Source organism: Acinetobacter sp. YH01018 (genome assembly GCF_013420295.1).
Lineage (GTDB): Bacteria > Pseudomonadota > Gammaproteobacteria > Pseudomonadales > Moraxellaceae > Acinetobacter.
Map to the genome: position 1 here is coordinate 54819 of NZ_VOYL01000011.1, position 24025 is coordinate 78843.

The 24025-nt window shown below is 44.4% G+C and carries 20 protein-coding genes and 1 pseudogene; 9 read left to right on the plus strand and 12 right to left on the minus strand.

Annotated elements, in window-relative coordinates:
- Window positions 1-249: 249 nt before the first annotated feature.
- Together FTT83_RS05955 and FTT83_RS05960 are read left to right on the plus strand one after the other, a co-directional pair.
- Window positions 250-2448, plus strand: a complete 2199-nt coding sequence (locus tag FTT83_RS05955) for an OsmC domain/YcaO domain-containing protein (protein ID WP_180042567.1) — start codon at window positions 250-252, stop codon at window positions 2446-2448.
- Window positions 2449-3025: 577 nt separating this feature from the next.
- The gene (locus tag FTT83_RS05960; protein WP_086196950.1) at window positions 3026-3913 is read left to right on the plus strand and encodes a DMT family transporter; all 888 of its coding nucleotides are present in this window, start codon (window positions 3026-3028) and stop codon (window positions 3911-3913) included.
- A gap of 73 nt (window positions 3914-3986) precedes the next feature.
- On the opposite strand, the gene pcaD is transcribed toward FTT83_RS05960, so the two are convergent.
- From pcaD to FTT83_RS06020, 12 genes are all read right to left on the minus strand, one after another.
- The gene (gene pcaD, locus FTT83_RS05965) at window positions 3987-4766 is read right to left on the minus strand and encodes a 3-oxoadipate enol-lactonase (protein ID WP_180176416.1); all 780 of its coding nucleotides are present in this window, start codon (window positions 4764-4766) and stop codon (window positions 3987-3989) included.
- Between the two features lie 67 nt (window positions 4767-4833).
- Window positions 4834-6036 (minus strand): 3-oxoadipyl-CoA thiolase, encoded by a 1203-nt coding sequence (gene pcaF, locus FTT83_RS05970; protein ID WP_180176417.1) that lies wholly within the window; start codon window positions 6034-6036, stop codon window positions 4834-4836.
- 148 nt (window positions 6037-6184) lie between these two features.
- On the minus strand, window positions 6185-6841 hold the full coding sequence (locus tag FTT83_RS05975) for a 3-oxoacid CoA-transferase subunit B (RefSeq protein ID WP_180081025.1): 657 nt from the start codon (window positions 6839-6841) through the stop codon (window positions 6185-6187).
- Window positions 6842-6860: 19 nt separating this feature from the next.
- Entirely contained in the window at window positions 6861-7532 is a 672-nt protein-coding gene (locus FTT83_RS05980; RefSeq protein ID WP_180176418.1) for a 3-oxoacid CoA-transferase subunit A, read from the minus strand.
- A gap of 20 nt (window positions 7533-7552) precedes the next feature.
- Entirely contained in the window at window positions 7553-8782 is a 1230-nt protein-coding gene (gene benE / locus FTT83_RS05985) for a benzoate/H(+) symporter BenE (protein ID WP_180176423.1), read from the minus strand.
- 56 nt (window positions 8783-8838) lie between these two features.
- On the minus strand, window positions 8839-9624 hold the full coding sequence (gene benD / locus FTT83_RS05990) for a benzoate diol dehydrogenase BenD (protein ID WP_180176419.1): 786 nt from the start codon (window positions 9622-9624) through the stop codon (window positions 8839-8841).
- 13 nt (window positions 9625-9637) lie between these two features.
- Window positions 9638-10654 carry a benzoate 1,2-dioxygenase electron transfer component BenC gene (benC, locus tag FTT83_RS05995; protein WP_086196943.1) on the minus strand — a complete coding sequence of 339 codons (1017 nt, stop codon included), beginning with the start codon at window positions 10652-10654 and terminating at the stop codon, window positions 9638-9640.
- 87 nt (window positions 10655-10741) lie between these two features.
- On the minus strand, window positions 10742-11233 hold the full coding sequence (gene benB / locus FTT83_RS06000) for a benzoate 1,2-dioxygenase small subunit (protein ID WP_180042559.1): 492 nt from the start codon (window positions 11231-11233) through the stop codon (window positions 10742-10744).
- Window positions 11230-12612, minus strand: coding sequence for a benzoate 1,2-dioxygenase large subunit (benA, locus tag FTT83_RS06005; RefSeq protein ID WP_180176420.1), 1383 nt, complete (start codon window positions 12610-12612; stop codon window positions 11230-11232). Before benA ends, benB begins: the two co-directional genes overlap by 4 nt.
- Window positions 12613-12707: 95 nt before the next feature.
- A complete protein-coding gene (gene catA, locus FTT83_RS06010; protein ID WP_180042558.1) occupies window positions 12708-13628 on the minus strand; it encodes a catechol 1,2-dioxygenase in 921 nt (306 codons plus the stop codon).
- A 149-nt stretch (window positions 13629-13777) separates the two neighbouring features.
- A complete protein-coding gene (gene catC, locus FTT83_RS06015; RefSeq protein ID WP_180081033.1) occupies window positions 13778-14068 on the minus strand; it encodes a muconolactone Delta-isomerase in 291 nt (96 codons plus the stop codon).
- Between the two features lie 13 nt (window positions 14069-14081).
- Complete coding sequence (locus FTT83_RS06020) at window positions 14082-15191, minus strand: muconate/chloromuconate family cycloisomerase (RefSeq protein WP_086196938.1); 1110 nt, start codon at window positions 15189-15191, stop codon at window positions 14082-14084.
- A gap of 115 nt (window positions 15192-15306) precedes the next feature.
- Here FTT83_RS06020 and FTT83_RS06025 point away from each other — a divergent pair, with 115 nt between their 5' ends.
- From FTT83_RS06025 to FTT83_RS06055, 7 genes and pseudogenes are all read left to right on the plus strand, one after another.
- Window positions 15307-16218 (plus strand): LysR family transcriptional regulator, encoded by a 912-nt coding sequence (locus tag FTT83_RS06025; RefSeq protein ID WP_180176421.1) that lies wholly within the window; start codon window positions 15307-15309, stop codon window positions 16216-16218.
- 257 nt (window positions 16219-16475) lie between these two features.
- A complete protein-coding gene (locus FTT83_RS06030; protein WP_180176422.1) occupies window positions 16476-17849 on the plus strand; it encodes an aromatic acid/H+ symport family MFS transporter in 1374 nt (457 codons plus the stop codon).
- A gap of 168 nt (window positions 17850-18017) precedes the next feature.
- Window positions 18018-19286: a DcaP family trimeric outer membrane transporter gene (locus FTT83_RS06035; protein WP_180042602.1), complete on the plus strand. Its 1269-nt coding sequence runs from the start codon at window positions 18018-18020 to the stop codon at window positions 19284-19286.
- Window positions 19287-19901: 615 nt separating this feature from the next.
- Window positions 19902-21128, plus strand: coding sequence for an efflux RND transporter periplasmic adaptor subunit (locus FTT83_RS06040; RefSeq protein WP_180042555.1), 1227 nt, complete (start codon window positions 19902-19904; stop codon window positions 21126-21128).
- Entirely contained in the window at window positions 21125-22348 is a 1224-nt protein-coding gene (locus FTT83_RS06045; RefSeq protein ID WP_180042554.1) for an ABC transporter permease, read from the plus strand. Before FTT83_RS06040 ends, FTT83_RS06045 begins: the two co-directional genes overlap by 4 nt.
- Complete coding sequence (locus FTT83_RS06050; protein ID WP_180042553.1) at window positions 22341-23048, plus strand: ABC transporter ATP-binding protein; 708 nt, start codon at window positions 22341-22343, stop codon at window positions 23046-23048. Before FTT83_RS06045 ends, FTT83_RS06050 begins: the two co-directional genes overlap by 8 nt.
- An 868-nt stretch (window positions 23049-23916) precedes the next feature.
- Window positions 23917-24025, plus strand: a pseudogene (locus tag FTT83_RS06055) (adenylosuccinate lyase); the annotation flags it as partial.

Genomic DNA, 24025 nt, shown 5'->3' on the forward strand with positions numbered 1-24025 from the left:
GCCAGATCTAAGTTGTCCTATTTTAAGCATTTCTAATGAATAGGCGACAACAGCAGACAAAAGTTATCAATCAGGCAAAATCCCTCTATAATACCGTCCATCATTTCTAGGGTCAGTCGTTTGCTTTGTTATACGAATGACGCTAGTCACACTATTTTTTAAGTCAGTTTCTTATCTGTAATTCGGCTTATATTTTATTTTCTGGTTTTTATGTGTTGCACTGACACATAAGAATATTTAGGTGCTCGCATGGAAATTAAGGTCAATTATCTTGACAACCTTCGACAAGAAGCCAAGTTCGATGATTTCACGGTAATCGCCGATCAACCCATCCGCTATAAAGGTGACGGTTCAGCGCCGGGTCCCTTCGACTATTTTCTCGCATCATCTGCATTATGTGCCGCTTACTTTGTAAAGGTGTACTGTGCAGCGCGTGACATTCCAACCGATAATATCCGTTTGTCGCAAAACAATATTGTCGACCCGGAAAACCGTTACAAGCAGATTTTTAAAATTCAGGTTGAATTACCGGCTGATATTTCCGAAAAAGACCGCCAAGGTATTTTGCGCTCCATTGATCGCTGTACGGTAAAGAAAGTGATTCAAACTGGTCCGGAATTCGTAATCGAAGAAGTGGAAAGTATTGATGCCGATGCTCAAGCTTTGCTGATGCCGAGCTTGACTTCGGAAAGCAGTACTTATATTCCGGGTAAAGACCTGCCATTAGAAGAAACCATCGCCAATATGTCCGGCATTATGGCGAATCTGGGCATGAAGATTGAAATCGCATCATGGCGCAACATTGTACCGAATGTGTGGTCTTTACATATTCGTGATGCACAATCGCCGATGTGCTTTACCAACGGTAAAGGTTCGACCAAAGAAAGTGCTTTGGCTTCCGCTTTGGGCGAATTCATTGAACGATTGAACTGTAATTTCTTCTATAACGACCAGTTCTGGGGGCAAGAAATTGCCAATGCTGAATTTGTGCATTACCCGGATGAAAAATGGTTCCAGCCAGGTCCAAATGGGGAATTGCCAAAAGAAATTCTGGATGAATACACTTTAGAAATTTATAACCCTGAAGATGAACTGCTCGGCACACATTTGTATGATACCAACTCGGGCAATACTGCGCGTGGTATCTGTTCATTGCCATTTGTGCGTCATTCTGATGGTGAAACAGTTTATTTCCCATCCAACCTGATCGAAAACCTGTATCTTTCCAATGGTATGAGTGCGGGGAATACCTTGGCCGAAGCCCAGGTCCAGTGTTTATCTGAAATTTTTGAACGTGCCGTTAAACGCGAAATTTTAGAAGGTGAGCTTGCACTTCCGGATGTGCCTGAACATGTACTGGCAAAATATCCAAAAATTGTTGAAGGGATCAAAGGTCTGGAAGAGCAAGGCTTTCCGGTACTGGTTAAAGATGCGTCTTTAGGCGGCCAGTATCCGGTAATGTGTGTGACTTTGATGAACCCACGTACCGGTGGTGTATTTGCCTCTTTTGGTGCACATCCGAACTTTGAAGTCGCTTTGGAACGGAGTTTGACTGAACTGCTCCAAGGTCGCAGTTTTGAAGGCCTGAATGATCTGCCTAAACCGACATTCAGCAGTAACGCGGTAACCGAGCCGAATAACTTTGTCGAGCACTTTATTGATTCCAGCGGTGTCGTGTCATGGCGTTTCTTTAGTACCCAGTCTGACTACGCGTTTGTAGAGTGGGACTTTACCAACCAAGGTCAAAACTCCAATGCTGAAGAAGCGGCAATGTTGTTCGGCATTCTGGAAGATATGGGCAAGGAAGTGTACATGGCCGTGTACGAGCATTTAGGTGCAACCGCTTGCCGTATTTTAGTACCGGGTTATTCGGAAATTTATCTGGTTGAAGATTTAATCTGGGATAACACCAACAAAGCCTTATTGTTCCGTGAAGATATCCTTAACTTGCACCGTTTGGATGAAGACCAGCTGGTCGCTCTGGTTGAACGTCTAGAAGATGTTGAAGTAGATGATTACACTGAAATTAGTACCTTGATTGGTATCGAGTTTGACGACAATACGGTATGGGGCCAGCTCACCATTCTGGAATTAAAACTGCTGATTTATATAGCTTTGCAAGAGTTTGAAGAAGCCAAAGAGCTGGTGGAAACTTTCCTGCAATACAATACCAATACCGTTGAGCGTGGCTTGTTCTATCAGTGTATGAATGTAGTGCTCGAAGTAGAACTTAACGATGACATGGATCTGAATGATTACGAAGCCAATTTCCGCCGTATGTTTGGTGATGAGCGTATGGATGCGGTGATCGGCTCGATGGACGGCAGTATCCGCTTCTATGGTTTAACTGAAACCAGCATGAAGCTTGAAGGTTTGGACCGTCATTTACGTCTGATCGATAGCTACAAAAAACTGCATGCAGCACGGGGCAAAACTTTGTCAAAGTAAACTCTTATTGAGGAGGACTCAGGTTTTCCTCTAATGCGAATATAAGCAAGAAAACGGTTTGTTCATAATGAATAAGCCGTTTTTTATTTTGAAAACCGCTTCAATTATTTCCTGATGTTTTTTTAAATTAACTTTTATGGGATAGAGAGGTGTAGATGAACCATTGGTAGTATTCCTGGTCTCTAACAAAATATTTATCCTTTGGGTTGATTTCAGATCATCATAAGCAACTTTTATCTACTAAATACAGATTCATCCTTATATTTTCAAGTCATGTTTCAAGTCTAAATGAAGTCCTCGAATTGAAAGTGTTAAGCCGCTGCAAATAAAATTTTAGCAGCCTATAAAGGCTGTAAAAAGTAAGTAAATATATGAAATTATTAGTATTAACTATAAGCCTGATAAGCTGTTTAAGATTATTTTTTTGAAACTAAAAATAGCCAGTGCTTAATATTTTTTTATGGTTCAGGGTGTCAAGCCAAACTTTATTCTATTAAAGCCCATCCCATTTTTAATTAGTCATGCTTTCGACTAGAGCATAGAATGAGTTCACTTTTGTTGTAATGGCGTTAGGCATATGGCAGTGAGCTGGATTTTCTTCACTTTAATGGCAGCATTTATGCAGGCCTGGCGTAATGCCTTTCAAAAACAGCTGAGTACTACAGTCGATGTCTGGGGAGTCACGCTGGCCCGATTTATTTTTGGATTGCCATTTGCGGCTCTTTACCTCAGCAGTCTATATTATTTCAAGCCGGTTGAAAGTATCGTCCACTTCACGCCAAAGTTTTGGGTCTACATTGTGATTGCAGCTTCCAGCCAGATTTTAGCCACTGCATTGATGGTACAGCTGTTTAAGCAAAAAAATTACGCGATTGGGGTAGGGCTGGCTAAAAGTGAAGCGATACTGGCAGCGATTATTGGTGTAACTTTCCTGGCTGACCATTTGTCCTTTCTGGCCTGGATTGGGGTGGCACTGGGTGGTTATGCGGTATTTTTGCTGAGTAAAGGCCAGCAGATGACCGGGTTCTCAGCCAAAACACTGGCTATTGGCATCGGAAGCGGTTTAAGTTTTGCCATTACTTCACTACTGGTACGAGAAGCCAGTTTAGAGCTCACAAATTTACCAAATTTACACCGTGCAGCATGGGTATTACTGCTGGTGATCAGTTTCCAGTGTATCAGTATGCTGCTTTATCTTGGGCTATTTAGCCGCCGTACTTTAATCGCCATGTGGCAACGTTTGGGCCTCACTTTTAAGGTGAGTGTGTGCAGTTTTATGGCATCGCTCGGCTGGTTTACTGCCATGAGCATGATGAGTGTACCGGTGGTCAAAACCTTAGGCCAAATCGAGATTCTGTTTAGTATGCTGATTTCCGCTTATTTCTTTAAAGAAAAACTGGCCCGTGCGGAGCATTGGGGATTGGTCTTAGTGGTGATTGCGGCAATCTTAGTGATCTGGGCCTGATACGAGAAAAAAGATGGAAAAGATAAAAAAGCCACTTCAAAAAGTGGCTTTTTTACTCTTGCTCTATGCTTTTTTAAGCTGCAATAAATTTTTGCACCGCCTGATTAAAGGCTTCAGGTTGCTCTACATTGGAAATATGCGAGGCATTGATTTCAAACAGCTGACTATGGGCAATACGTTCTTGCATGAACTGACCATCAGCCACTGTAGTTACCGGATCTTGCTGACCTGCTATCACCAGTACCGGCACATGAATATCTTTCAGCTGTTCGCGTAAATCCGCTTTAGCCAAAGCTTCACAACAGCTTGCATAACCTTCGCTGCTGCCAGCTTCCAAGTCGTTTTGAAGATTTTCAACTACTGTTGGGTTGCTTTGGATAAAGGGTTCGGTAAACCAGCGTGATGCTGCGGTAGATGCAATTGGTTGAAGACCTTGCTGACGTACCAAAGTGGCACGCTCATTCCAGGCCTGTTCTTGACCAATTTTGGCTGCTGTATTGCAGATAATCACGTGGCTAAAACGTTCGGGCTTGTTGATTGCTAACCATTGACCGGTTAAACCACCCATTGAAATACCACAGAATGCAGCTTTTTCAATTTTTAAATGATCAAGTAGGTTGATAACATCTTGACCCAGTTGATCAAGGCTATACGGACCTTGTGGCGCAGATGAAGCCCCATGACCACGGGTGTCATAGCGAATCACAAAATAATCCTGTTTGAAATGATTAAATTGTTTTTGCCACATCCCATAATTGGTGCCGAGTGAATTAGAAAAAATCAAGGCTGGCTTAGATGCATCACCAAAGGTCTGGTAGTTGATCTGGGCATCGTTAGATGTAAAAGTTGGCATTTTTTAAATCCTTAATCCTCCCTCGATCCCTCCTTTACGAAAGGAGGATCGAGCGAGCATTTAATAATTAAACACGTTCAATAATCAAAGCAATGCCTTGACCGACACCAATACACATTGAACAAAGACCGTATTTACCACCTGTTTGTTCAAGCTGGTTCAGTGCAGTCATCACAAGACGCGCGCCAGATGCACCAAGTGGATGACCTAAAGCAATTGCACCACCATTTGGATTGACTTTCTCTGAACCATCTTCAATGCCCAAGTCACGAGTACAAGCCAAAGCTTGTGCTGCAAAGGCTTCGTTCAGTTCAATCACGTCCATCTGTTCAATGGTCAAACCTGTTTGTGCCAATAATTTCTTGATTGCAGGTGCAGGACCAAAGCCCATAATGCGTGGTTCAACACCCACGACGGTTGAGCCAATAATTTTGGCACGTGGTTTTAAGCCGTGTTGAGCAACTGCTTCGTCAGATGCAATTAATAGGGCAGCCGCACCATCATTGATCCCGGAAGCATTACCTGCAGTTACGGTACCATCGGCTTTCACGACTGGCTTGAGTTTTGCCAAAGCTTCTGGTGTTGTTGCACGTGGATGTTCGTCTTTATCCACTACAACAGCATCGCCTTTACGTTGTGGAATCACCACAGGAATAATTTCTTTGGCAAAGAAACCACGTGCTTGTGCTGCCGCTGTACGTTGCTGGCTGGTTAAAGCAAACTGGTCCTGATCTGCACGGTTAATATTGAACTGTTCCGCCAGGTTTTCAGCAGTTTGCGGCATGGTTTCTACGCCGTACATTTCTTTCAGTTTCGGGTTAATGAAACGCCAGCCCATGGTGGTGTCTTCAATTTTTTGACTACGACCATAGGCAGATTCAGATTTACCCATGACAAATGGCGCACGACTCATTGACTCGACACCGCCAGCAATAATCAGTTCAGCTTCACCGGCTTTAATGGTACGCGCAGCCATGGCAATGGCATCCAGTGATGAACCGCAAAGACGGTTAATCGTCGTTGCTGGTACTTGGTAGGGTAAACCGGCTAAAAGTGCAGACATACGCCCCACGTTACGGTTATCTTCACCGGCCTGGTTGGCACAGCCATAAATCACGTCATCAACCTGTTCCCAATTGACTGATGGGTTGCGTTCCATTAAAGCTTTGATTGGAAGTGCACCCAAGTCATCGGTACGAACAGGAGCAAGGCCACCGGCATAACGGCCAAATGGGGTACGGATGGCATCTACGATATAGGCATTTTTCATTGTGTATTTCTCACATATTTAAAAGAAGAAAACTCCTCCCTTTTTTAAAGGGTGAGAAGCATTGCTTCGCAAGGGAGGGATTTAATGAAGTAGTTTTATTCCTCAAATCCTCCCTAAATCCCTCCTTTAATAAAGGAGGGACTTCCCCTTAATTTGATTGAGTTGCATCAATCAGTTTGGCACCGGTCATCGACTGTAATTCTTCAAATGACAGACCTTCAACTTTCTCAATCACTTTCATGCCTTCAGGAGTGACATCAATCACACACAGGTCGGTATATATTCGGTCAACACATTTCAGGCCAGTCGCAGGGTAAGCCAACTCAGCGACAATTTTTGGCTCGCCTTTTTTAGTCACATGCTCGGTGGTAATAAAGACTTTTTTCGCACCAACGGCTAAGTCCATTGCCCCGCCCACCGCAGGAATCGCATCCGGTGCACCGGTATGCCAGTTGGCCAAGTCCCCATTTTCAGCGACCTGGAAAGCACCCAATACCGCGATGTCCAGGTGACCACCACGCATCATGGCGAATGAATCACCGTGGTGGAAGAAGGCACCACCTTCAAGTAAGGTCACAAATTCTTTACCGGCATTGATCAGCTCAGGATCACGGTCTTCTTCAGCAGGAGGAGGACCGAAAGCCAACAGGCCATTTTCAGAGTGCAAGAATACGTCTTTGTCTGAAGGCAGGTAGCTGGAAATTTTGGTGGGTAAGCCAATGCCGAGGTTGACATAGGCGCCATCAGGAATATCTTGTGCCACACGTTCAGCGATCTGGTCACGGGTCAGTTTGCTATAGCTCATGGTTTCTCTCCGATACCGATTATTGTGCAGGTTTAACTTGAACAACGTGTTGAACAAAAATTCCCGGGGTGATGATGTGTTCAGGATCCAGTGCACCCAGTTCAACCACTTCAGCAACCTGAGCAATAGTCACATCAGCAGCCATGGCCATGATCGGACCGAAGTTACGCGCAGATTTACGGTACACCAGGTTGCCCCAACGGTCGCCTTTATGCGCCTTGATTAAGGCAAAATCCGCCTTGATCGGGTTTTCTAAAACGAAGTCTTTGCCTTCATAGTTCAGGGTCGGTTTGCCTTCAGCCAGCAATGTTCCGAAACCTGTAGGCGTGTAGATTGGACCCAAGCCCATACCAGCAGCCTGAATACGGCAAGCCAGGTTACCTTGAGGAACCAGTTCCAGTTCGATTTTTCCGGCACGGTAAAGTTCATCAAACACCCAAGAGTCAGACTGACGCGGGAAAGAACAGATGATCTTGCGCACAGCACCCGTCTTTAAAAGTTTGGCCAGACCGTAGTCGCCATTACCAGCGTTGTTATTTACAATAACCAGATCCTTGATGCCAAGCTCAATCAGGCCATCAATCAGCTCTGCCGGCTGACCCGCTGTACCAAAACCGCCAATCATGATGGTCGAACCATCTTTAATTTGAGAGAGGACTTCCGTTAATGAAGCCACGCTTTTATCGATCATAATCGTTCCTAACGCTAAAATTATTTAGTTTCAGTTTGGGAGAGGGAAACAGTGTTTGACACTGTCGGACCTGTTTTGGGTTTGCTTAATAAAAGATGGGCGACGAGACCGATACAAATGCCCCAAAACACCGAACTCAATCCGAGGAAATGCATACCGGATGCCGTAGCTAAAAAAGTGATTAAGGCTGCATCACGTTCGCTTTCATCTTTCATGGCCACTGAAACATTGGTGGCAATGGCACCCAATAGGGCAAGGCCTGCAAGTGCTGCCACCAGTTCTTTCGGCAGCAGGCTGAACAGCATGACAATGCTGCCTGCAAATAAACCGCCTAAAATATAAAACACACCATTGGCGATTCCTGCGATATACCGCTTATCTTTAAGTTCATGTGCATCCTTACCCATACACAAGGCAGCTGTAATGGATGCCAAAACAATGGTGATGCCACCCACACAAGCCACAGCAAGCGATGCAATACTGGTGGTGGTGATAATCGGTTTTGCAGGTGTGTCATACCCACTGAGTTTCATAATCGCCATGCCGGGCAAAAACTGCCCGCTAAGACTGACCAAGATTAGGGGAATCGCCAGATTCAGCATGCCATTGATTGACCATTCAGGGCTAATCCACTGCGGAATGGCAAGGCTGAAATCAACAGTGACTGGATTCATTTTGCCGAGGATTAAACTGAGTAAAACCCCTGCAAGCAGTACCCAAACCATGCTGTAGCGTGGACTTACGCGCTTGGATACTAAAAAAACCAGTAGCATGCCAAACACGATCAGGGGCATGCTGTTTGTAGCGGTGAACAGTCCCAAGCCAAATTGAAATAAAATCCCGGCCATCATGCCCGCTGCAATGGATTGGGGAATCCACTTCAGCAGCTTGTCGAAATAGCCTGTCAAACCAATAAAAAGAATCACCAAAGCGGCTGTGATATAAGCAGCGACCGCTTCATTTAAAGAAATATTGGGGAATAGCGTGACCAGCAGTGCTGTGCCTGGCGCTGACCAGGCCGTGATGACCGGGACTTTGTACCTGATTGATAAAAAAATCCCAGCAACTGCTGCACCAATAGAGATTCCCCAGATCCATGAAATCATCATGCTGGGGTCAACATTGGCTTTTTGTGCTGCCTGGAAAAAGATGATTAATGGCCCGGAATAGGAAATCAGCACGGCTAGAAATCCTGCAACCGTTGCTGACACAGACCAGTCATCTTTTAAGCTTTTAAACAGGGTCGTCATTGCTACTGCCTCCATGCTGATAAATCAATGATCCTGTACCACGCCTATGATCAGGGTTAGCCCTGATCACCACCACCAACGGGAACCACTGTTCCTGTCATATAAGACGATTCGTCAGATGCCAGGAAAGTGATGGCATTGACTTGTTCCTGAATCGTGCCATAGCGTCCCAGAAAGGTACGGTCAATGGTTTGATCAACCACTTGCTGCATCCAGTCTTTTTCAGATTCAGTCAGTGGGTTGGCATTACGCGGTACCTTGCGTGGCGGGGCTTCTGTTCCACCTGTCGCAACAGCATTGACACGAATTCCGTCTTTGGCATGTTCAAAGGCGAGGGAAGCGGTTAAACCATTCACACCCCCTTTTGAAGCCGAATAAGGCACACGGTTAATACCGCGTGTTGCAATTGAAGATACGTTGACAATTGTACCTTGTTGATTTTTAATCATTTCATGTAGTACTGCACGACAGCACCACATGGTTGGGAATAATGAACGATTCACTTCCTTGATAATTTCTTCTTCAGAAAATTCTTCAAAGGGTTTCATCCAGATCGCACCACCGACGTTGTTGATGAGCACATCAACACGACCATAGGTCTCAATTGCTTGGGCAACCACAGATTCTGCACCTGCAAAGGTTTCCAGGTTGGCTTTGACGATAATTGCATCACCATCTTGTGCTTCAATTTCTGCTAATGTTTCTTCTACATAATCAGATATATCTGCTAGAACAACTTGAGCACCTTCGCTGGCCACTTGTAGCGCTACACCGCGACCGATGCCTTGTGCGGCACCGGTTACGATAACAACTTTATTTTCAAATCTTTTTGCGCAATTCATTTGATTCTCCAACTTAGTTTGCAGAGAATTTTTCGAACAGGAAGTTTGCTGGTTTAACACCTTCAGCTTCTAACCAGCCACGAACCGCTTCGACCATAAGGACTGGACCACATAAGTAGATGTCTACGTCACCACCGTTTAACCATTCATTATCAATATGGCCTGTGACATAACCTTTACGCTCATGTGCAGATTCCGGGTTTGCCACAACGGTACGGTATTCGAACCATGGTAATTTCGCTTGAAGTTCGTTAAGGCGCTCTAATGCAACCAGGTCAAAGTCGTTGGTTACACCAAATACCAGACGTACAGGCTGTTCTGACCCTTTTTCTTCAAGAACGGATAACATGGACAAGAAAGGGGCAATACCTGTACCACCTGCCAGCATCACGACAGGGCGTGCAACATTACGTAAATAGAAGCTACCGAAAGGACCGGTAAAATTCATCTTGTCGCCCACTTTAGCCGTTTGGCTCAGGAAGCTGCTCATTTTGCCATTCGGGACATTACGAACAACGAAACCGGTTTTACGGTCACCCGGTTTAGAGCTGAAAGAGTAAGAGCGGGTTTCAGATGTACCAGGAATACCGACATTGACATATTGGCCTGCCAGGAAATTAATTTCTGGCTCAGCAGCGTCAAGTTCGATTTCAAAAGTAATCGTTGATTCAGAGAGGTTCTCAACAGAAGTTAGAGTACCTTGATAAGTATGAATTTGAGTTTTACAAACATCAGAAGTTGCCTGAATCTGGAATACAGCATCAGACGTCGGGTGGCACTGGCAAGCCAGTACATAGCCTTCAGCCGCTTCTTCAGGTGTTAAAGCATCTTCGATATAAGTTTCTTCCGGCATATCATAAGTGCCTGATTCACAAAATGCACGACACGTACCACATGCACCATCACGGCAATCTAGCGGAATATTGATCTTTTGGCGATATGCTGCGTCAGAAAGAGTTTCACCGTCAACAACAGTAATAAAACGCGTTACGCCATCTTCAAATTGAAGTGCAACATTATGGTTTGACATGGCAAGTATCCTACAAATGAGTTAAAACATCAGGTGGCCCGGGCCAACATTCCATTGGGCCAAGGCCGGTTTTTAAATCTAATCAGCTTAGATGTGGTAAACATCAATAACTTGGTTGATATAGTCGTTTTTCAGTACCACGTACTTGTTCAGGATTTTTGGCTGTTCGCCAGAGAAATCGATCACATAACGCGACATACCGAAGTAGCTGTAGTTTTTCTTGTAACGGAAACTCAAAGTATTCCAGTTAAAACGTACAGTCACCTGGTCACCGTTTTGTTCCACAATTTCAATGTTGCTGATGTTGTGGCTGGTACGGGTATCCGGCATGGTTGCTGAAGAACGTTCAGTCTTGATACGGAATACACGGTCTTCCAAACCTTGACGGTCCGGATAGAAAATCAGGGAGATTTCAGACTGAGGATCTTCGGTCAAGGTGTCATTGTCATCCCAGGCTGGCATCCAGAACTGTGCATTCGGAGCGTAGCACGCTAACCAGTTATCCCATTGCTCGTCGTCCAGGAAGCGCGCTTCGCGGTAAAGGAATTGAGCAATATTTTCTAAAGTAATCGCGCTCATGCTTGTTCTCCTGCAGCAGCAATCTCTTTTTCAGCAGCAATTGCTTTTTTCATCAGTTTCAACCAGAACTCGTGTTGAGCCAGGTATAGACCTTCGTCTTCAGTTTTAACGCCAGAAAGTTTTGGTTTTAAACCGATTTCATTGGCAGCCTCATCTGGACCTTGGATCCAGTGTTTAGAACCGCGGCTCATATCATTCCATTCAAGCGCGATACCCTGGTAGCCTGCTTGACATGCGCGGAATTCTTCCAGGTCATCCGGAGTTGCCATACCAGACGCGTTGAAGAAGTCTTCGTATTGACGGATACGACGTGCACGTGCTTCAGGTGCTTCACCTTTAGGCGCGATACAGTAGATGGTTACTTCAGTCTTATCGACAGAGATCGGGCGCAGTACACGGATTTGTGAACCGAACTGATCCATGAAGTAAACGTTTGGATAGATACACAGGTTACGAGAACGCTCGATCATCCATTTCGCCATGGCTGCACCGTATTTCTCGGTGTATTCGTCTTTTTTCGGGAAGTTTGGACGGTCTTCCGGGTTTGCCCATTGCGTCCAAAGGAGCATGTGGCCATTTTCGAAACCGTAAGAACCACCGCCTTGTTTACCCCAAGAACCAGCACTCATCGCACGGATGTTGTCGCCGCCTTGTTTTTCTTTGCGTTGCTGAGTTGTCGCAGCATAGTTCCAGTGAACTGCAGAAACGTGATAACCATCAGCACCGTTTTCAGCAGTCAGTTTCCAGTTACCTTCGTAGGTATAGGTAGACGCACCACGCAGAACTTCAAGACCTTCTTCAGACTGACCAACGATCATGTCGATGATTTTAGTTGCTTCACCAAGATATTCTTCAAGAGAAGGAACGTCTGGATTCAAGCTACCGAACAGGAAGCCTTTGTAGTTTTCAAAACGTGCAACTTTTTTCAGGTCGTGTGAACCTTCTTTGTTGAAGCAGTCAGAATAACCGGCATCAGAAGGATCTTTAACTTTTAACAACTTACCAGAGTTGTTGAATGTCCAGCCGTGGAAAGGGCAGGTATAAGTTGCTTTGTTACCGCGTTTGTAACGGCAAAGCTCTGCACCACGGTGTGAACAGGCATTGATCATGGCATTCAGTTCGCCATTACGGTTACGCGCAATGATGATTGGCTGACGGCCAATGTTCGTGGTGTAGTAATCGTTGATATTCGGAATTTGGCTTTCATGTGCCAAGTAAACCCAATTGCCTTCAAAGATATATTTCATCTCTAAGTCAAATAAGGCTTCATCAGTAAATACTGAACGATGGAGTTTGAATTCACCTGTTTCATAATTTTCAACAAGTAATTCATCGATACGATCTAGATGGTTGGTATTGATTACAGGAATACGTGGCATGTCCGTTCTCCGACTTTCCAAATTTTAGGGAAGTCACCACAGCGCTTCATTGCCCTTCTTTGGGGAATGAAGCGTTGCAGTTCCTTGTTTGCTAATTAAGCGCTTGCGCGACGACGTTCAACTTCAGTAGAAGGTGCACCTTCTTTGTCTTTTTGAAGTACAACGTCGAACTGGATATGTTTGAAAGGACCTTTCAAGCCGCGACGCGCAATTTCAGCTTCGTCAGTAACGTCAACCGCAGTTGCTACCAGACCTTCGCGAGTACCGAATGCGAAGTCATCCCAAAGGTATTTGTCGCCTTCGATGTTGAACTGAGTTGTCAACTTGCGGTGACCTGGTGCAGAGATAAAGTAATGCACGTGTGCAGGACGCTGACCGTGACGAGAAAGCTTGTTCAACATGTGTTGTAACGGACCTTCAGGGTTCAAACCGTAACCTACAGGCATAGTGGTTTGCGCAGTGTAGTTACCGTTTTCATCACTCAGGATGGTACGACGAAGGTTGAAGTGCGACTGAGATTTGTCGAAGTAAGAGTAGTTACCGTTGCTGTTGGCATGCCACATTTCTACTTTAGCACCAGAAAGAACTTCACCATCAGTGTCAGTTACTTTACCTTCGATGATAAGTGTCGGGATTTTACCTTCTTCAGTACCATCGTCCATGCGAGCGAAACCTGTTGATTCAGGTGCACCAGCAACATATAGAGGGCCTTCGATTGTACGTGGTGTACCACCCGTTAAACCTGCTTTTGCATCAGCTTCATCAGCACGCAAGTCCAGGAAGTGTTCCAGGCCGATTGCTGAACCTAACAGTGCAAACTCATCAGCTTTTGCCATGTCGATCAGCGCTTCTACACCTTTCCAAACTTCAGATTGGCTCAGATCAAGATCTTCAATGGCTTGGTAAAAGTCTGTAACCAGACGAACAACAACTTGTTGTAAACGGGCATCTACTGGACCTTCAGAAGTGTCTACGTTACAAGCTTTAACTACATTTTCAATGGTTTGACGATCCATTTTATTACTCCTTGGAGGGGTGCTTTGGTGGCGAATATCTCTGCTTAAAGAGATAGATGGCTGCCACTTTCCTTGTTTGCTACTTGGTATGTTAAATATGTTTTTTTGTGAAACTGGAACAAAGGTTTATTCCAGTTTTCAGGGTTAAATCAGGTGTCATCTTCACGAACAGATGAGGGGTGACGGTTTAATGCCATCACTTCAATGTTCATGTAAGGGTAGAGTGGAAGACCCTGTAAAATGTCATGCAGTTCTTCATTGCTCTCGACATCAAAAATACTGATGTTTGAGTATTGGCCAGTAATGCGCCAGATATGACGCCATTTGCCTTGACGCTGCAATTCCTGTGAATAAACCTTTTCAACGGCTTTAATTTCATTGGCCTGTTCAACGGGCATATCACGTGGAATATTTACATCCATACGTACATGGAAAAGCATGGGTTTCTCCTGATTACTGACGACGCAAGTTGTCAATCTTGTTTTCATCCAGCTCAATACCCAGACCTGGACCGTTCGGAATCTCAAGTTCAAAGTTCTGATAGTTGAGCGGGGTTTTCAAAATATTTTCGGTAAGCAGCAATGGACCAAACAGTTCGGTTCCATACGCCAGATTTTCAAAGGTAGAGAAGACATGAGCAGAGGCAATCGTACCCACCGGGCCTTCCAGCATGGTGCCGCCGTACAGGTCGATACCTGCCAGTTTAGCGACTTTTCCAACCTCACAGCCTTCAACCAAACCGCCTGATTGGGCCACTTTTACTGCAAAAACTGATGCACCATTGTTACGTGCAATTTGATAAGCTGAGTGAGGACCCATCAAGGATTCATCCGCCATGATGGCCACATCAAAACGGCGAGTCAGGCGTCGCATTGCATCCAGATTGTCAATTGCACATGGCTGTTCAATCAGATCAACACCACCATCTTGTAACAACTGAATACCCTTGATCGCTTCAAGCTCAGACCAGGCACGGTTTACATCGACACGAATCGAGATGTCTTTGCCCAAGGCTTTCTTGATCGCCAGTACATGTTCAACATCTTCTTCAACCGGGCGTGAACCAATTTTCAGTTTGAACACATTGTGGCGTTTTGCCTCAATCATTTTCTGCGCTTCAGCAATATCTTTCTCGGTATTACCTGAAGCCAATACCCAAAGTACCGGAATACTGTTTCGTAAACGTCCACCTAATACTTCACTGAGTGGCAGGTTGAGACGTTGTGCCTTAATATCCAGCAGGGCAGTCTGAATGGCACATTTGGCAAAGCGGTTGCCATTAATATTTTTTTTGATTACCTGTAATGTTTGTGCAACATTTAAACCGGATAATGTTTTTAAAAGCGGTGCGAAATAAGTATCAATATTAACTTTGACACTTTCCGGGCTTTCTTCACCATAGCCTAATCCACCAATAGTGGTTGCTTCGCCCCAGCCTACATAACCATCTTCTGTGGTAATTTTAACCAACACCAGTGTCTGGGTTTGCATGGTTGCGACAGCCATCTTGTGGGGACGGATGGTTGGAATTTCCACCAGCAACGTTTCTATAGACTTATACATCTTTAAAATTCTCGATCTTGCTTTATGCCTGTCTTGTGATATACCTTAAAGGAATAGTTTTAATTGGTCGAAGATCAATTTTGCATTTTTTTATACTTTAAAGGTATTTTTAACTATGGAACTTAGACATTTACGCTACTTCGTTGCAGTGGTTGAAGAGCAAAGTTTTACCAAAGCGGCTGAAAAACTCTTTATTGCTCAACCTCCTTTAAGCCGACAGATCCAAAATTTAGAGCAAGAGCTAGATATTCAGCTGTTTGAGCGGGGTAGTCGTCCACTTAAGACTACGGAAGCAGGACAATTTTTTTATCAGCATGCGGTTAAACTTTTGTCTAATGCTGAAGAAATAAAATCGATGACGAAACGTATCGGGATTGCCGATCGGACCATTACCATTGGTTTTGTCGGTTCTTTATTGTTCGGTTTGCTATCGCGCATCATGTTTCTTTTTAAACAGCAGCATCCTTATCTCAAGATTGAAATGATGGAAATGAATACCTATGAGCAGATTCAGGCGCTTAAAGAAGGAAAAATTGATGTCGGCTTTGGCCGTTTAAGAATTTCTGATCCTGCGATTAAACGTGTACTACTTCGTGAAGAGCCTCTTGTGGCGGCAGTGCATGCCAGCCATCCTTTAGGACAGCGTTCTGGTGTGAACCTGTCGGAACTGGTAGATCACCAGTTATTCTTGTATCCCAATACTGGCAAGGCCAATTTTGCCAGTCAGGTCCGTGGTATATTTTCCGAGTATGGACTGGAACCCAAAAATGTTCGTGAAGTACGTGAACTGCAGCTTGCACTCGGTTTTGTTGCCGCTGGAGAGGGAATTTGCCTGGTGCCGGAAAGTGCCAAAAACATTAAATTGGCGCATTTAAACTTTATACCGATATTAGACAGTTTTGCGGTGAGTCCAGTCTTTATGGCCATTCGGAATATGGATGAAAGTGAATACATCCAGTTTCTGTTTGATGCGGTATATCAGGTTTATGACCTGGAAGCGGTGCAATATGATCGTACCGTGTTCTGATCAGGTACAGTAAAAAACACCCTTAAAAACCTTAAATATAGAAAATTTCTCCAAATAATGAGACTCAATAAAATATTTTTATATAAAAAGGTGATGGGTCTCATGGTCTTTAATATATCTAAAGCATAGTAAATACAGGATTTTGACCTAAACCAGACTTTATAGGTATAGAAACATGCCTATTCAGTTTTGGACATTTTTTCGCATCTTCTGCATTGTGAGCACCAGAAACTGAACTTCACAATTAGGAGGTGGAGATGTCTACAAATAAAGTGAATATTAATACGCTGATCGATGAGGCAAAATTTACGCCATTTCACTGGGGTGTGTTGCTTTGGTGTCTGTTGATCATTATCTTTGACGGTTATGACCTGGTGATTTACGGAGTGGCTCTACCATTGTTAATGCAGGAATGGGCACTCAGTACCGTACAGGCGGGTTTACTGGCCAGTACCGCATTATTCGGCATGATGTTCGGTGCCATGAGCTTTGGTACTCTCTCTGACAAGATTGGCCGTAAAAAAACAATCATGATCTGTGTTGCACTTTTCAGTGGTTTTACCTTTTTAGGTTCTTTTGCCAGTAACCCTACTGAGTTCGGTATTCTTCGCTTCTTAGCCGGTTTGGGAATTGGTGGCGTAATGCCAAACGTGGTTGCCCTCATGACCGAATATGCACCAAAACGTATCCGCAGCACGCTGGTTGCCCTGATGTTTAGTGGTTATGCGATTGGTGGAATGTCATCTGCATTATTGGGCGCATGGTTGGTTCCACAGTTTGGCTGGAAAATCATGTTCCTTCTTGCCGGTACTCCATTATTACTTTTGCCGGTTATCTGGAAATTCCTGCTAGAATCGCTGATGTACCTGACTGTTAAAAAAGAAACAGAAAAGGCCCACGTCATTATCCAAAAATTGTCACCAGAACAGCAGATTACAGCTCAAACTGAATTTGTCCTGAATGAGGTGAAAAAAGGTGATGAAGCGCCACTCAAAGCATTGTTCCAGCAAGGCCGTAGCTTTAGTACCTTCATGTTCTGGCTGGCTTTCTTCATGTGCCTGTTGATGGTATATGCTTTAGGCAGCTGGTTACCAAAACTAATGATTCAGGCAGGTTATTCACTGGGCGCAAGTATGATCTTCCTGTTTGCCCTGAACATTGGCGGCATGATTGGCGCGATTGGCGGTGGCTACCTGGCAGACAAGTTCCACATCAAAAAAGTATTGACCATCATGTTTATATGCGGTGCATCGGCTCTGGTTCTGCTTGGTTTTAACAGTCCACAGTTTGTATTGTATGCCCTGATTGCCTTGGCAGGTGCCTCGACTATCGGTTCACAAATTCTGCTATATACCTTCGTCGCACAATATTACCCATCGACTGTACGTTCTACCGGCATGGGTTGGGCTTCAGGGATTGGCCGTATCGGAGCGATCGTAGGACCAGTACTGACCGGAACTTTATTAACTTTTGAATTGCCACACCAAATGAACTTCTTTGCCATCGCTATTCCGGGTGTGATCGCTGCGCTGGCTGTTTTCATGGTTAATCTAAAATCTTCTGTAGAAGGCCAAGCCCTTGCAGAATCTGCTGTCAAAAGCAGTCCTGTTGCACAAAAAGTCACCCAATAATTTCTTTACCTTTCCATTAATCTACTATCATCAATGATATAGATCGCCATCGTAAGCGATGGTGATCTGTTGCTAGAATTTGACGGCACAATAACAAGCGAGTTTAGGATGAACGCGAAAACATTAACCCAAACAACTGATTTACAAGCAACAACGGTTCGACCAAATATGCAGCGTACGCTCATGATAAGCATGATTGCATTAAGCATGGGAGGAATGAGTGTTGCAGCGCAAGCACAAACCCAGCAGCAAAATGAAATTGAACAGCTTAGACAGGAAGTTCAAGCTTTACGTAGTTTGGTGGAGCAGCAAAAAGTACAGAATGCACAAACTGCAACAGCAATTGCTAACATACAACGTACTGCAGCAACTGTGCCAGCGAACCCTGTATTAAAAACTGCCAAAGGCGCCGAGTTTAATTTATATGGTAATGTGCGTTTAGATGCCTCTTATAAGGTTGATGGCGGTCCTATCGATTGGCCATATAACCAGATCAATAACGTGGCACTGGAAGGTACTGCCGGAAATAGCGACCGTTTAAGCTCGACTTTATCTGCAACGCGTTTAGGCCTTGATTTTAAAACTCAGGCTTCTGAGCAAGAGGTCAAAGGTAAAATTGAAGTCGACTTTTTGGGTGGAGCTAACTTCGATAATCTGCGTATCCGTCATGCCTATGTAAATTATGGTAACTGGCTGTTGGGGCAAACCTGGTCAAACTTTGCAGTACCGGATTATATGCCAGAAACTATTGATGCAAATGCATACGTTGGTGGTGCTGTGAAACGTACACCACAAGTGCGTTATACCACCAAATTTAATCCACAAACCAATTTGGTATTAGCTGCTGAAGATCCTAAAGATAAATTGGTCACTGATAAGGTGATCACTCAGCGTTTACCGGCGTTAACCGCACGTTTAAATCATCAATTTGCAGATAACTTAAATGTCAGCGTACGTGCCATGGGTCATGAAAAGCGTATCAATTCTGAAGAAGAAATGGCATGGGGAGTAGGTGTAGGTGCAAAGTATGATGTCGTACCTGGTACCACCTTAAAAGCAGATTATTACCATGTTAAAGGCGATAGCAGCTTCGTATCATTTGCCAATAAAGGTGTTGTTGTAGAAGCAGATGGTAGTCTTGTACAAAACGAATTTGATTCTATTATGCTAGGTGTTACCCAAAAATTTAGTGACAAATTACATGGCACTTTGGGCTACGGCTATATGACTTTTGATAAAGATCAAAATTATCTGGATGCTCCAGGAAGTGCAGCTACAGCCAATAAAGACCTCTGGCAAGCCTGGGCAAATGTTTTTTATAGCCCAACCAAGCCTTTGAGTTTTGGTCTTGAATATGTCTATGGTGAACGTGAAACTTTTGCTAGCAAGACAGGTGAAGACAACCGCTTAAATGCAGTTGCAATCTATAACTTCTAATAGTCCCCTAAATAAAGACCTCTTATTATGCACTACATAGTAAGGGGTCTATTTTTATATGTATATTGTGATCATTTGAGAATCAAAACCTGAGCCAGAACAAAGCACAGCCATGGACTAGATCTTTTTTGCTATTACCTCATTGTGAACCACTCGTTTAGAATGACTAAATTTAGTATTTCTTGCCTCACATCCTCTAAAAAATACTTGCACTCGCAAATATAGACGAATTATCAACAGATCCTCATTTTCTATTATTGAATTTCGCATAGTGAAAATTAGTGCATAGCCACAATAAGGTCTATCAAAAGATCAATAGAGATATCTTGAATTTGGGCGACCCTTCCGTTTAAGTTAAACTGGCTTATGAATTTTAAAGTAGTAAAAATACGGAAATAGGTGTAAGCGGGGTTATTTTTCGTTTATCTTTATATGACTCATTTGAATCCTAGCCAATTCACAACAGGCCGATCGCTACCATAGTGTAATGGTTTAATTTCATGAGGCTTTTCAAAAAATCTTATTGTCAATAACAAGTTGAAGCATACAATTCTACAGAGCAACAGTACTTGCTGTTAGATGTACCAAGCTCTTAAGCTGAACTGGAGAGATTCATTGCGCGTTGTTCGCTATAAATTTGTGATTATCATCCTGCTGCTTATACTTGCAGCAAGCTATGCTCTATTTCGATGGTGGCAGGGACCTGTGTTACCAGGATATACCCTGACATACAGGCCTCTGGTGCAAAATGTAGTAGCGACTGGCCGTGTAGCAACCGTATCACGTGCTCAGGTGGGCAGCGAAATTACCGGTGTCGTTCTTGAGCGGTTTGTGCAGGAAGGTGATCAGGTGGTGCCGGGTGATTTACTGCTCGTCTTAAAATCGGATGAACTGCGTGCACAGGTACGACAAGCTGAAGTGGCTCTGACCGAACTCGCAACCAGCCGGCGTCCACAGGCAGTAGCAGAACTGGCCACTGCCAAAGCCCAGCTGGAACAGGCCAGTCGGGAAGCAGCACGTAGACGTAATCTAGAAGCTGGCATACTCTCAGCAGAAGAAATAGAACAGGCCGTGGAAGCGGAAAGAGTCGCCCGCAATAATTTTGAAACAGTACGTCTAAAAACAGCAGCATTGGCACCTGGTCAAGTCGAGGAAGCCAAGCTTCGTGAGCAACTTGCTGCAGCCCAGGCTCAACTGGCCAAAACTAAAATTCGCTCTACAGTCACCGGTACGGTACTCACTCTGGATGTGGAACCGGGTGATCTGATCCAACCGGGTCAGACTTTATTTAGCATCGCATTGAAGGGCAATACAGAAATTCGTGTGCCTTTAGATGAGCGAAATTTACCGCAACTTGCTTTACAGCAAAAGGCAATGGTCATTTCTGATGCCTATCCGGATCAAGCTTTTCCGGCCCGGATCAATTTTATAGCGCCAAGCATTGATCCGCAGCGTGGTACGGTAGAGGTTCGCTTAGCCGTCGATCCGGTGCCTGATTTTCTGCGTCAGGATATGACGGTGTCGGTGAATGTCGAGACCAACAGACGAGAGCGGGCATTGGCTATTCCAAACGATGCTTTAAGCAGTATCAAAGGCGATAAGGCCAGTGTGCTATTGGTACGTGATGGAAAAATAAAATATCAGCAAGTCAGCTTAGGTTTACGTGGCCTGGCCATGTCAGAAGTGGTTTCAGGTTTGAGTGATGGTGATCAGGTGCTGGCCAATGCCGAAGCACCCTTAACAGAGGGTGAGAGGGTACGCTTAAAACAGCAAAAAACACCCTGGAATCATCAGGCTGATGATACAAATAGTAAAAATGAATTACCGGTGAAATTCGATTGAAAAACTTTTTCGGGCGGCTCTGGACAGAATGGACAATCGCAATCAGTTTTTTGCGTGAAGGCCGTGCACAGTCCATCATGATTACTGTGGGTGTTGCAGTGGGTGTGGCTGTCATCATTTTTATCAGTGCTTTAATTCAAGGATTGCAGTCGAATATTGTCGAACGTACTTTGGGTACTCAGGCGCATATCCGTTTGCTGTCACCGGATGAGGTGAATCAGATTGTGCAGCCTGCTGCAGGAACGGTGCAATTATTGCAGGAAGACAAGCGGGCACAGCGCCTGCGCTCAATTAACAACTGGCAGCAGATTACTGAGACTTTAGATCAGTTGCCGGTACTGACCGCCGTATCTCCGGTGGTATCCGGGCCGGCCTTTGTGCAAAGGGGTGATGCCATTCAATCTGTCGCCTTGGTGGGTATTAATCTTGAACGTTATCAACAGATTATCCCACTGAGAGAATATCTGTTAAGCGGTCAGTTGCGCATCGGTGCAGACGATGTAATGATTGGCAGTCAGCTCGCCAAAGATCTGGGTGTGCAGGTGGGAAGCAAGTTACGGCTGGATACGGGGCGGGAGAACAGTGCATTGGTCAATGTGGCCGGGATCTTTGAACTTGGGGTACGCGAACTGGATGCGCGCTATGTGTATCTGGACTTGAAACAGGCACAGTCCTTACTCAGTTTACCTGGTGGAGTTACAGTGATTGACCTGACTATTTCAGATATTTTTGAGGCAGACAATATTGCTGCACAGATAGGACGCTTGACCTCATTAAAAGCCGAAAGCTGGATTAAAACCAATGCTCAGCTGATGAATGCAATTACCGCTCAGAGCCTGTCAACCAATATGATTATTATCTTTGTGGCAATTTCCGTGGCATTTGGAATTGCCAGCGTTATGTCGGTCAGCGTGGTGCAGCGTACCCGGGAAATCGGTATTTTACGCGCGACTGGCGCGACCCAATTGCAAATTTTACGAATTTTCCTGTTTCAGGGCGCAATATTTGGCCTGCTGGGTTCAGTTTTAGGCAGTGCGGTCAGTTATGGTCTGGTGTGGATATTCAACACCTTTGGCCCGGGTCTGTTTTACATTCCTCTTTCGATCAATCTGGTAATACTGGCCTTGTTACTGGCTACGCTGACTGGCGTACTGGCTGCTGCGATACCATCGCGCCGGGCAGCAGCATTGGACCCTGTGGAGGCGATTCGTCATGTCTGACCAGTCTCAGGAAGTACTGCGCCTAGAAGCGCTGCATAAATCTTATAATATCGGGCAGCCCAATGAAGTTGAAGTATTACATGGAATCGATTTGCGTATCGCCCGCAATGATTTTGCTGCGCTGATTGGTCCATCCGGTTCCGGTAAAAGTACCTTATTGAATATTTTAGGTTTGCTGGATAAACCTAGCAGCGGTGAGCTGTATTTGCTGGGTCAGCCAACCAGTCGCATGGATGATGCCGGACGTACTGCGCTACGCGGCAACAGTATCGGTTTCGTGTTTCAGTTTCATCATCTTATTCAGGCTTTTACTGCCTTAAACAATGTACTTATGCCGTTAATGCTGACACATGGCAAGCCGGACAAACAGGCACTGGAGCGAGCGCGTGAACTGCTTGCAGCAGTCGGTCTTGAACAGTTTGCGGATCGTAAACCGAATGAACTTTCGGGAGGGCAGCAACAGCGGGTGGCGATTGCCCGGGCACTGATTACAGAACCAGCGCTATTATTAGCTGATGAACCTACAGGGAATCTGGATACCCAGACGGCTGCAGAAATGTTTGAACTGTTCCGTAAAGTGCATCGCGAACGTGATTGTGCTGTACTGCTGGTAACGCACGATCCACGTCTGTCTGCGACCTGTGATCGCACCATCAATCTGGTCGATGGCCGTATTCAAAGTGATTCATCAAATCATTAAACCAGCTCCTTTATTTTAAAATTCTAATCTTGATCTTAGCTACCCACTGAACAGCGATATGCAGATCTCTATAAGAAAACAAACGCTGAATTAAAAGAAGAAATGGGTGATTGCTGATGTATAGGATCATTGAGTTAATCTTTATTTCTATTTGCATTTGTCTTGTTTCTTACGCTTTTTTCACTGTCATTTTCTATGTTTCAGGTTGGGGGATGGCTAAATGAAAATTAATGCAATTCACCAGATCGACCTTGCTGAATGTCCTCGTTGTCATTCAATCATGTTCAAAGGTCTTATTTCATTCCATTTAACTAGTTGCTTGGGGTGATCTTCATGTCTAATAAATCTGATCAAAAAAAACATCAAAACCCGTAAAAACACGGGGGAAAGTACCCTAAATAAGCAATTCCATAGTCCTGAGTCTAGTCTCCGGACTGATTTTTCTATCCCCATTTATAACATGCGGGTTACGATTGACTAAAAATGAATCAAAATAGGGCTGATTTAGATGATTACAAAAGATGATTTAATTTATTTGTTTATGCTGATTCAAATTTTAATTGTTGCTTTGATCTTGGCTTTTAAAGTGTTTGTTTGGTCAGGTTGGTATCAGTTCATTTTTGGCTAAAGTTCTTTGTGATCCGATAGGTTGTTGCTACTGAAATTAGTTTGGACGTTTATAAATTAACTTCCACAATAAAAATACAAACGTCCAAAGCTCACGGATTTCGGCATAACGTGTATTATGTTCATTAAGATGCTTCACTGGAGAGATTAATATGTTGGTGAATCTCTCCAGTGAAGTTGTGCAATGACTATGAACCGTACCGGGTTTGTCGGAGACCAAACTTTCTGAGAGAATGTCCCGATGAAAAAAGTAAAATATACCCCTGAAATCAGAGATAGAGCGGTTCAATTATTGATTGAATCCGAAAAAGATTATCCATCGAATTGGGCTGCGATCACGGCTATTGCGC

Excerpts from the sequence above, each read along its gene's own strand:
- FTT83_RS05955 (WP_180042567.1), top strand. The coding sequence starts at position 250 with ATGGAAATTAAGGTCAATTATCTTGACAACCTTCGACAAGAAGCCAAG.
- FTT83_RS05960 (WP_086196950.1), top strand. The coding sequence starts at position 3,026 with ATGGCAGTGAGCTGGATTTTCTTCACTTTAATGGCAGCATTTATGCAG.
- pcaD (WP_180176416.1), bottom strand. The coding sequence starts at position 4,766 with ATGCCAACTTTTACATCTAACGATGCCCAGATCAACTACCAGACCTTT.
- pcaF (WP_180176417.1), bottom strand. The coding sequence starts at position 6,036 with ATGAAAAATGCCTATATCGTAGATGCCATCCGTACCCCATTTGGCCGT.
- FTT83_RS05975 (WP_180081025.1), bottom strand. The coding sequence starts at position 6,841 with ATGAGCTATAGCAAACTGACCCGTGACCAGATCGCTGAACGTGTGGCA.
- FTT83_RS05980 (WP_180176418.1), bottom strand. The coding sequence starts at position 7,532 with ATGATCGATAAAAGCGTGGCTTCATTAACGGAAGTCCTCTCTCAAATT.
- benE (WP_180176423.1), bottom strand. The coding sequence starts at position 8,782 with ATGACGACCCTGTTTAAAAGCTTAAAAGATGACTGGTCTGTGTCAGCA.
- benD (WP_180176419.1), bottom strand. The coding sequence starts at position 9,624 with ATGAATTGCGCAAAAAGATTTGAAAATAAAGTTGTTATCGTAACCGGT.
- benC (WP_086196943.1), bottom strand. The coding sequence starts at position 10,654 with ATGTCAAACCATAATGTTGCACTTCAATTTGAAGATGGCGTAACGCGT.
- benB (WP_180042559.1), bottom strand. The coding sequence starts at position 11,233 with ATGAGCGCGATTACTTTAGAAAATATTGCTCAATTCCTTTACCGCGAA.
- benA (WP_180176420.1), bottom strand. The coding sequence starts at position 12,612 with ATGCCACGTATTCCTGTAATCAATACCAACCATCTAGATCGTATCGAT.
- catA (WP_180042558.1), bottom strand. The coding sequence starts at position 13,628 with ATGGATCGTCAAACCATTGAAAATGTAGTTAAAGCTTGTAACGTAGAC.
- catC (WP_180081033.1), bottom strand. The coding sequence starts at position 14,068 with ATGCTTTTCCATGTACGTATGGATGTAAATATTCCACGTGATATGCCC.
- FTT83_RS06020 (WP_086196938.1), bottom strand. The coding sequence starts at position 15,191 with ATGTATAAGTCTATAGAAACGTTGCTGGTGGAAATTCCAACCATCCGT.
- FTT83_RS06025 (WP_180176421.1), top strand. The coding sequence starts at position 15,307 with ATGGAACTTAGACATTTACGCTACTTCGTTGCAGTGGTTGAAGAGCAA.
- FTT83_RS06030 (WP_180176422.1), top strand. The coding sequence starts at position 16,476 with ATGTCTACAAATAAAGTGAATATTAATACGCTGATCGATGAGGCAAAA.
- FTT83_RS06035 (WP_180042602.1), top strand. The coding sequence starts at position 18,018 with ATGCAGCGTACGCTCATGATAAGCATGATTGCATTAAGCATGGGAGGA.
- FTT83_RS06050 (WP_180042553.1), top strand. The coding sequence starts at position 22,341 with ATGTCTGACCAGTCTCAGGAAGTACTGCGCCTAGAAGCGCTGCATAAA.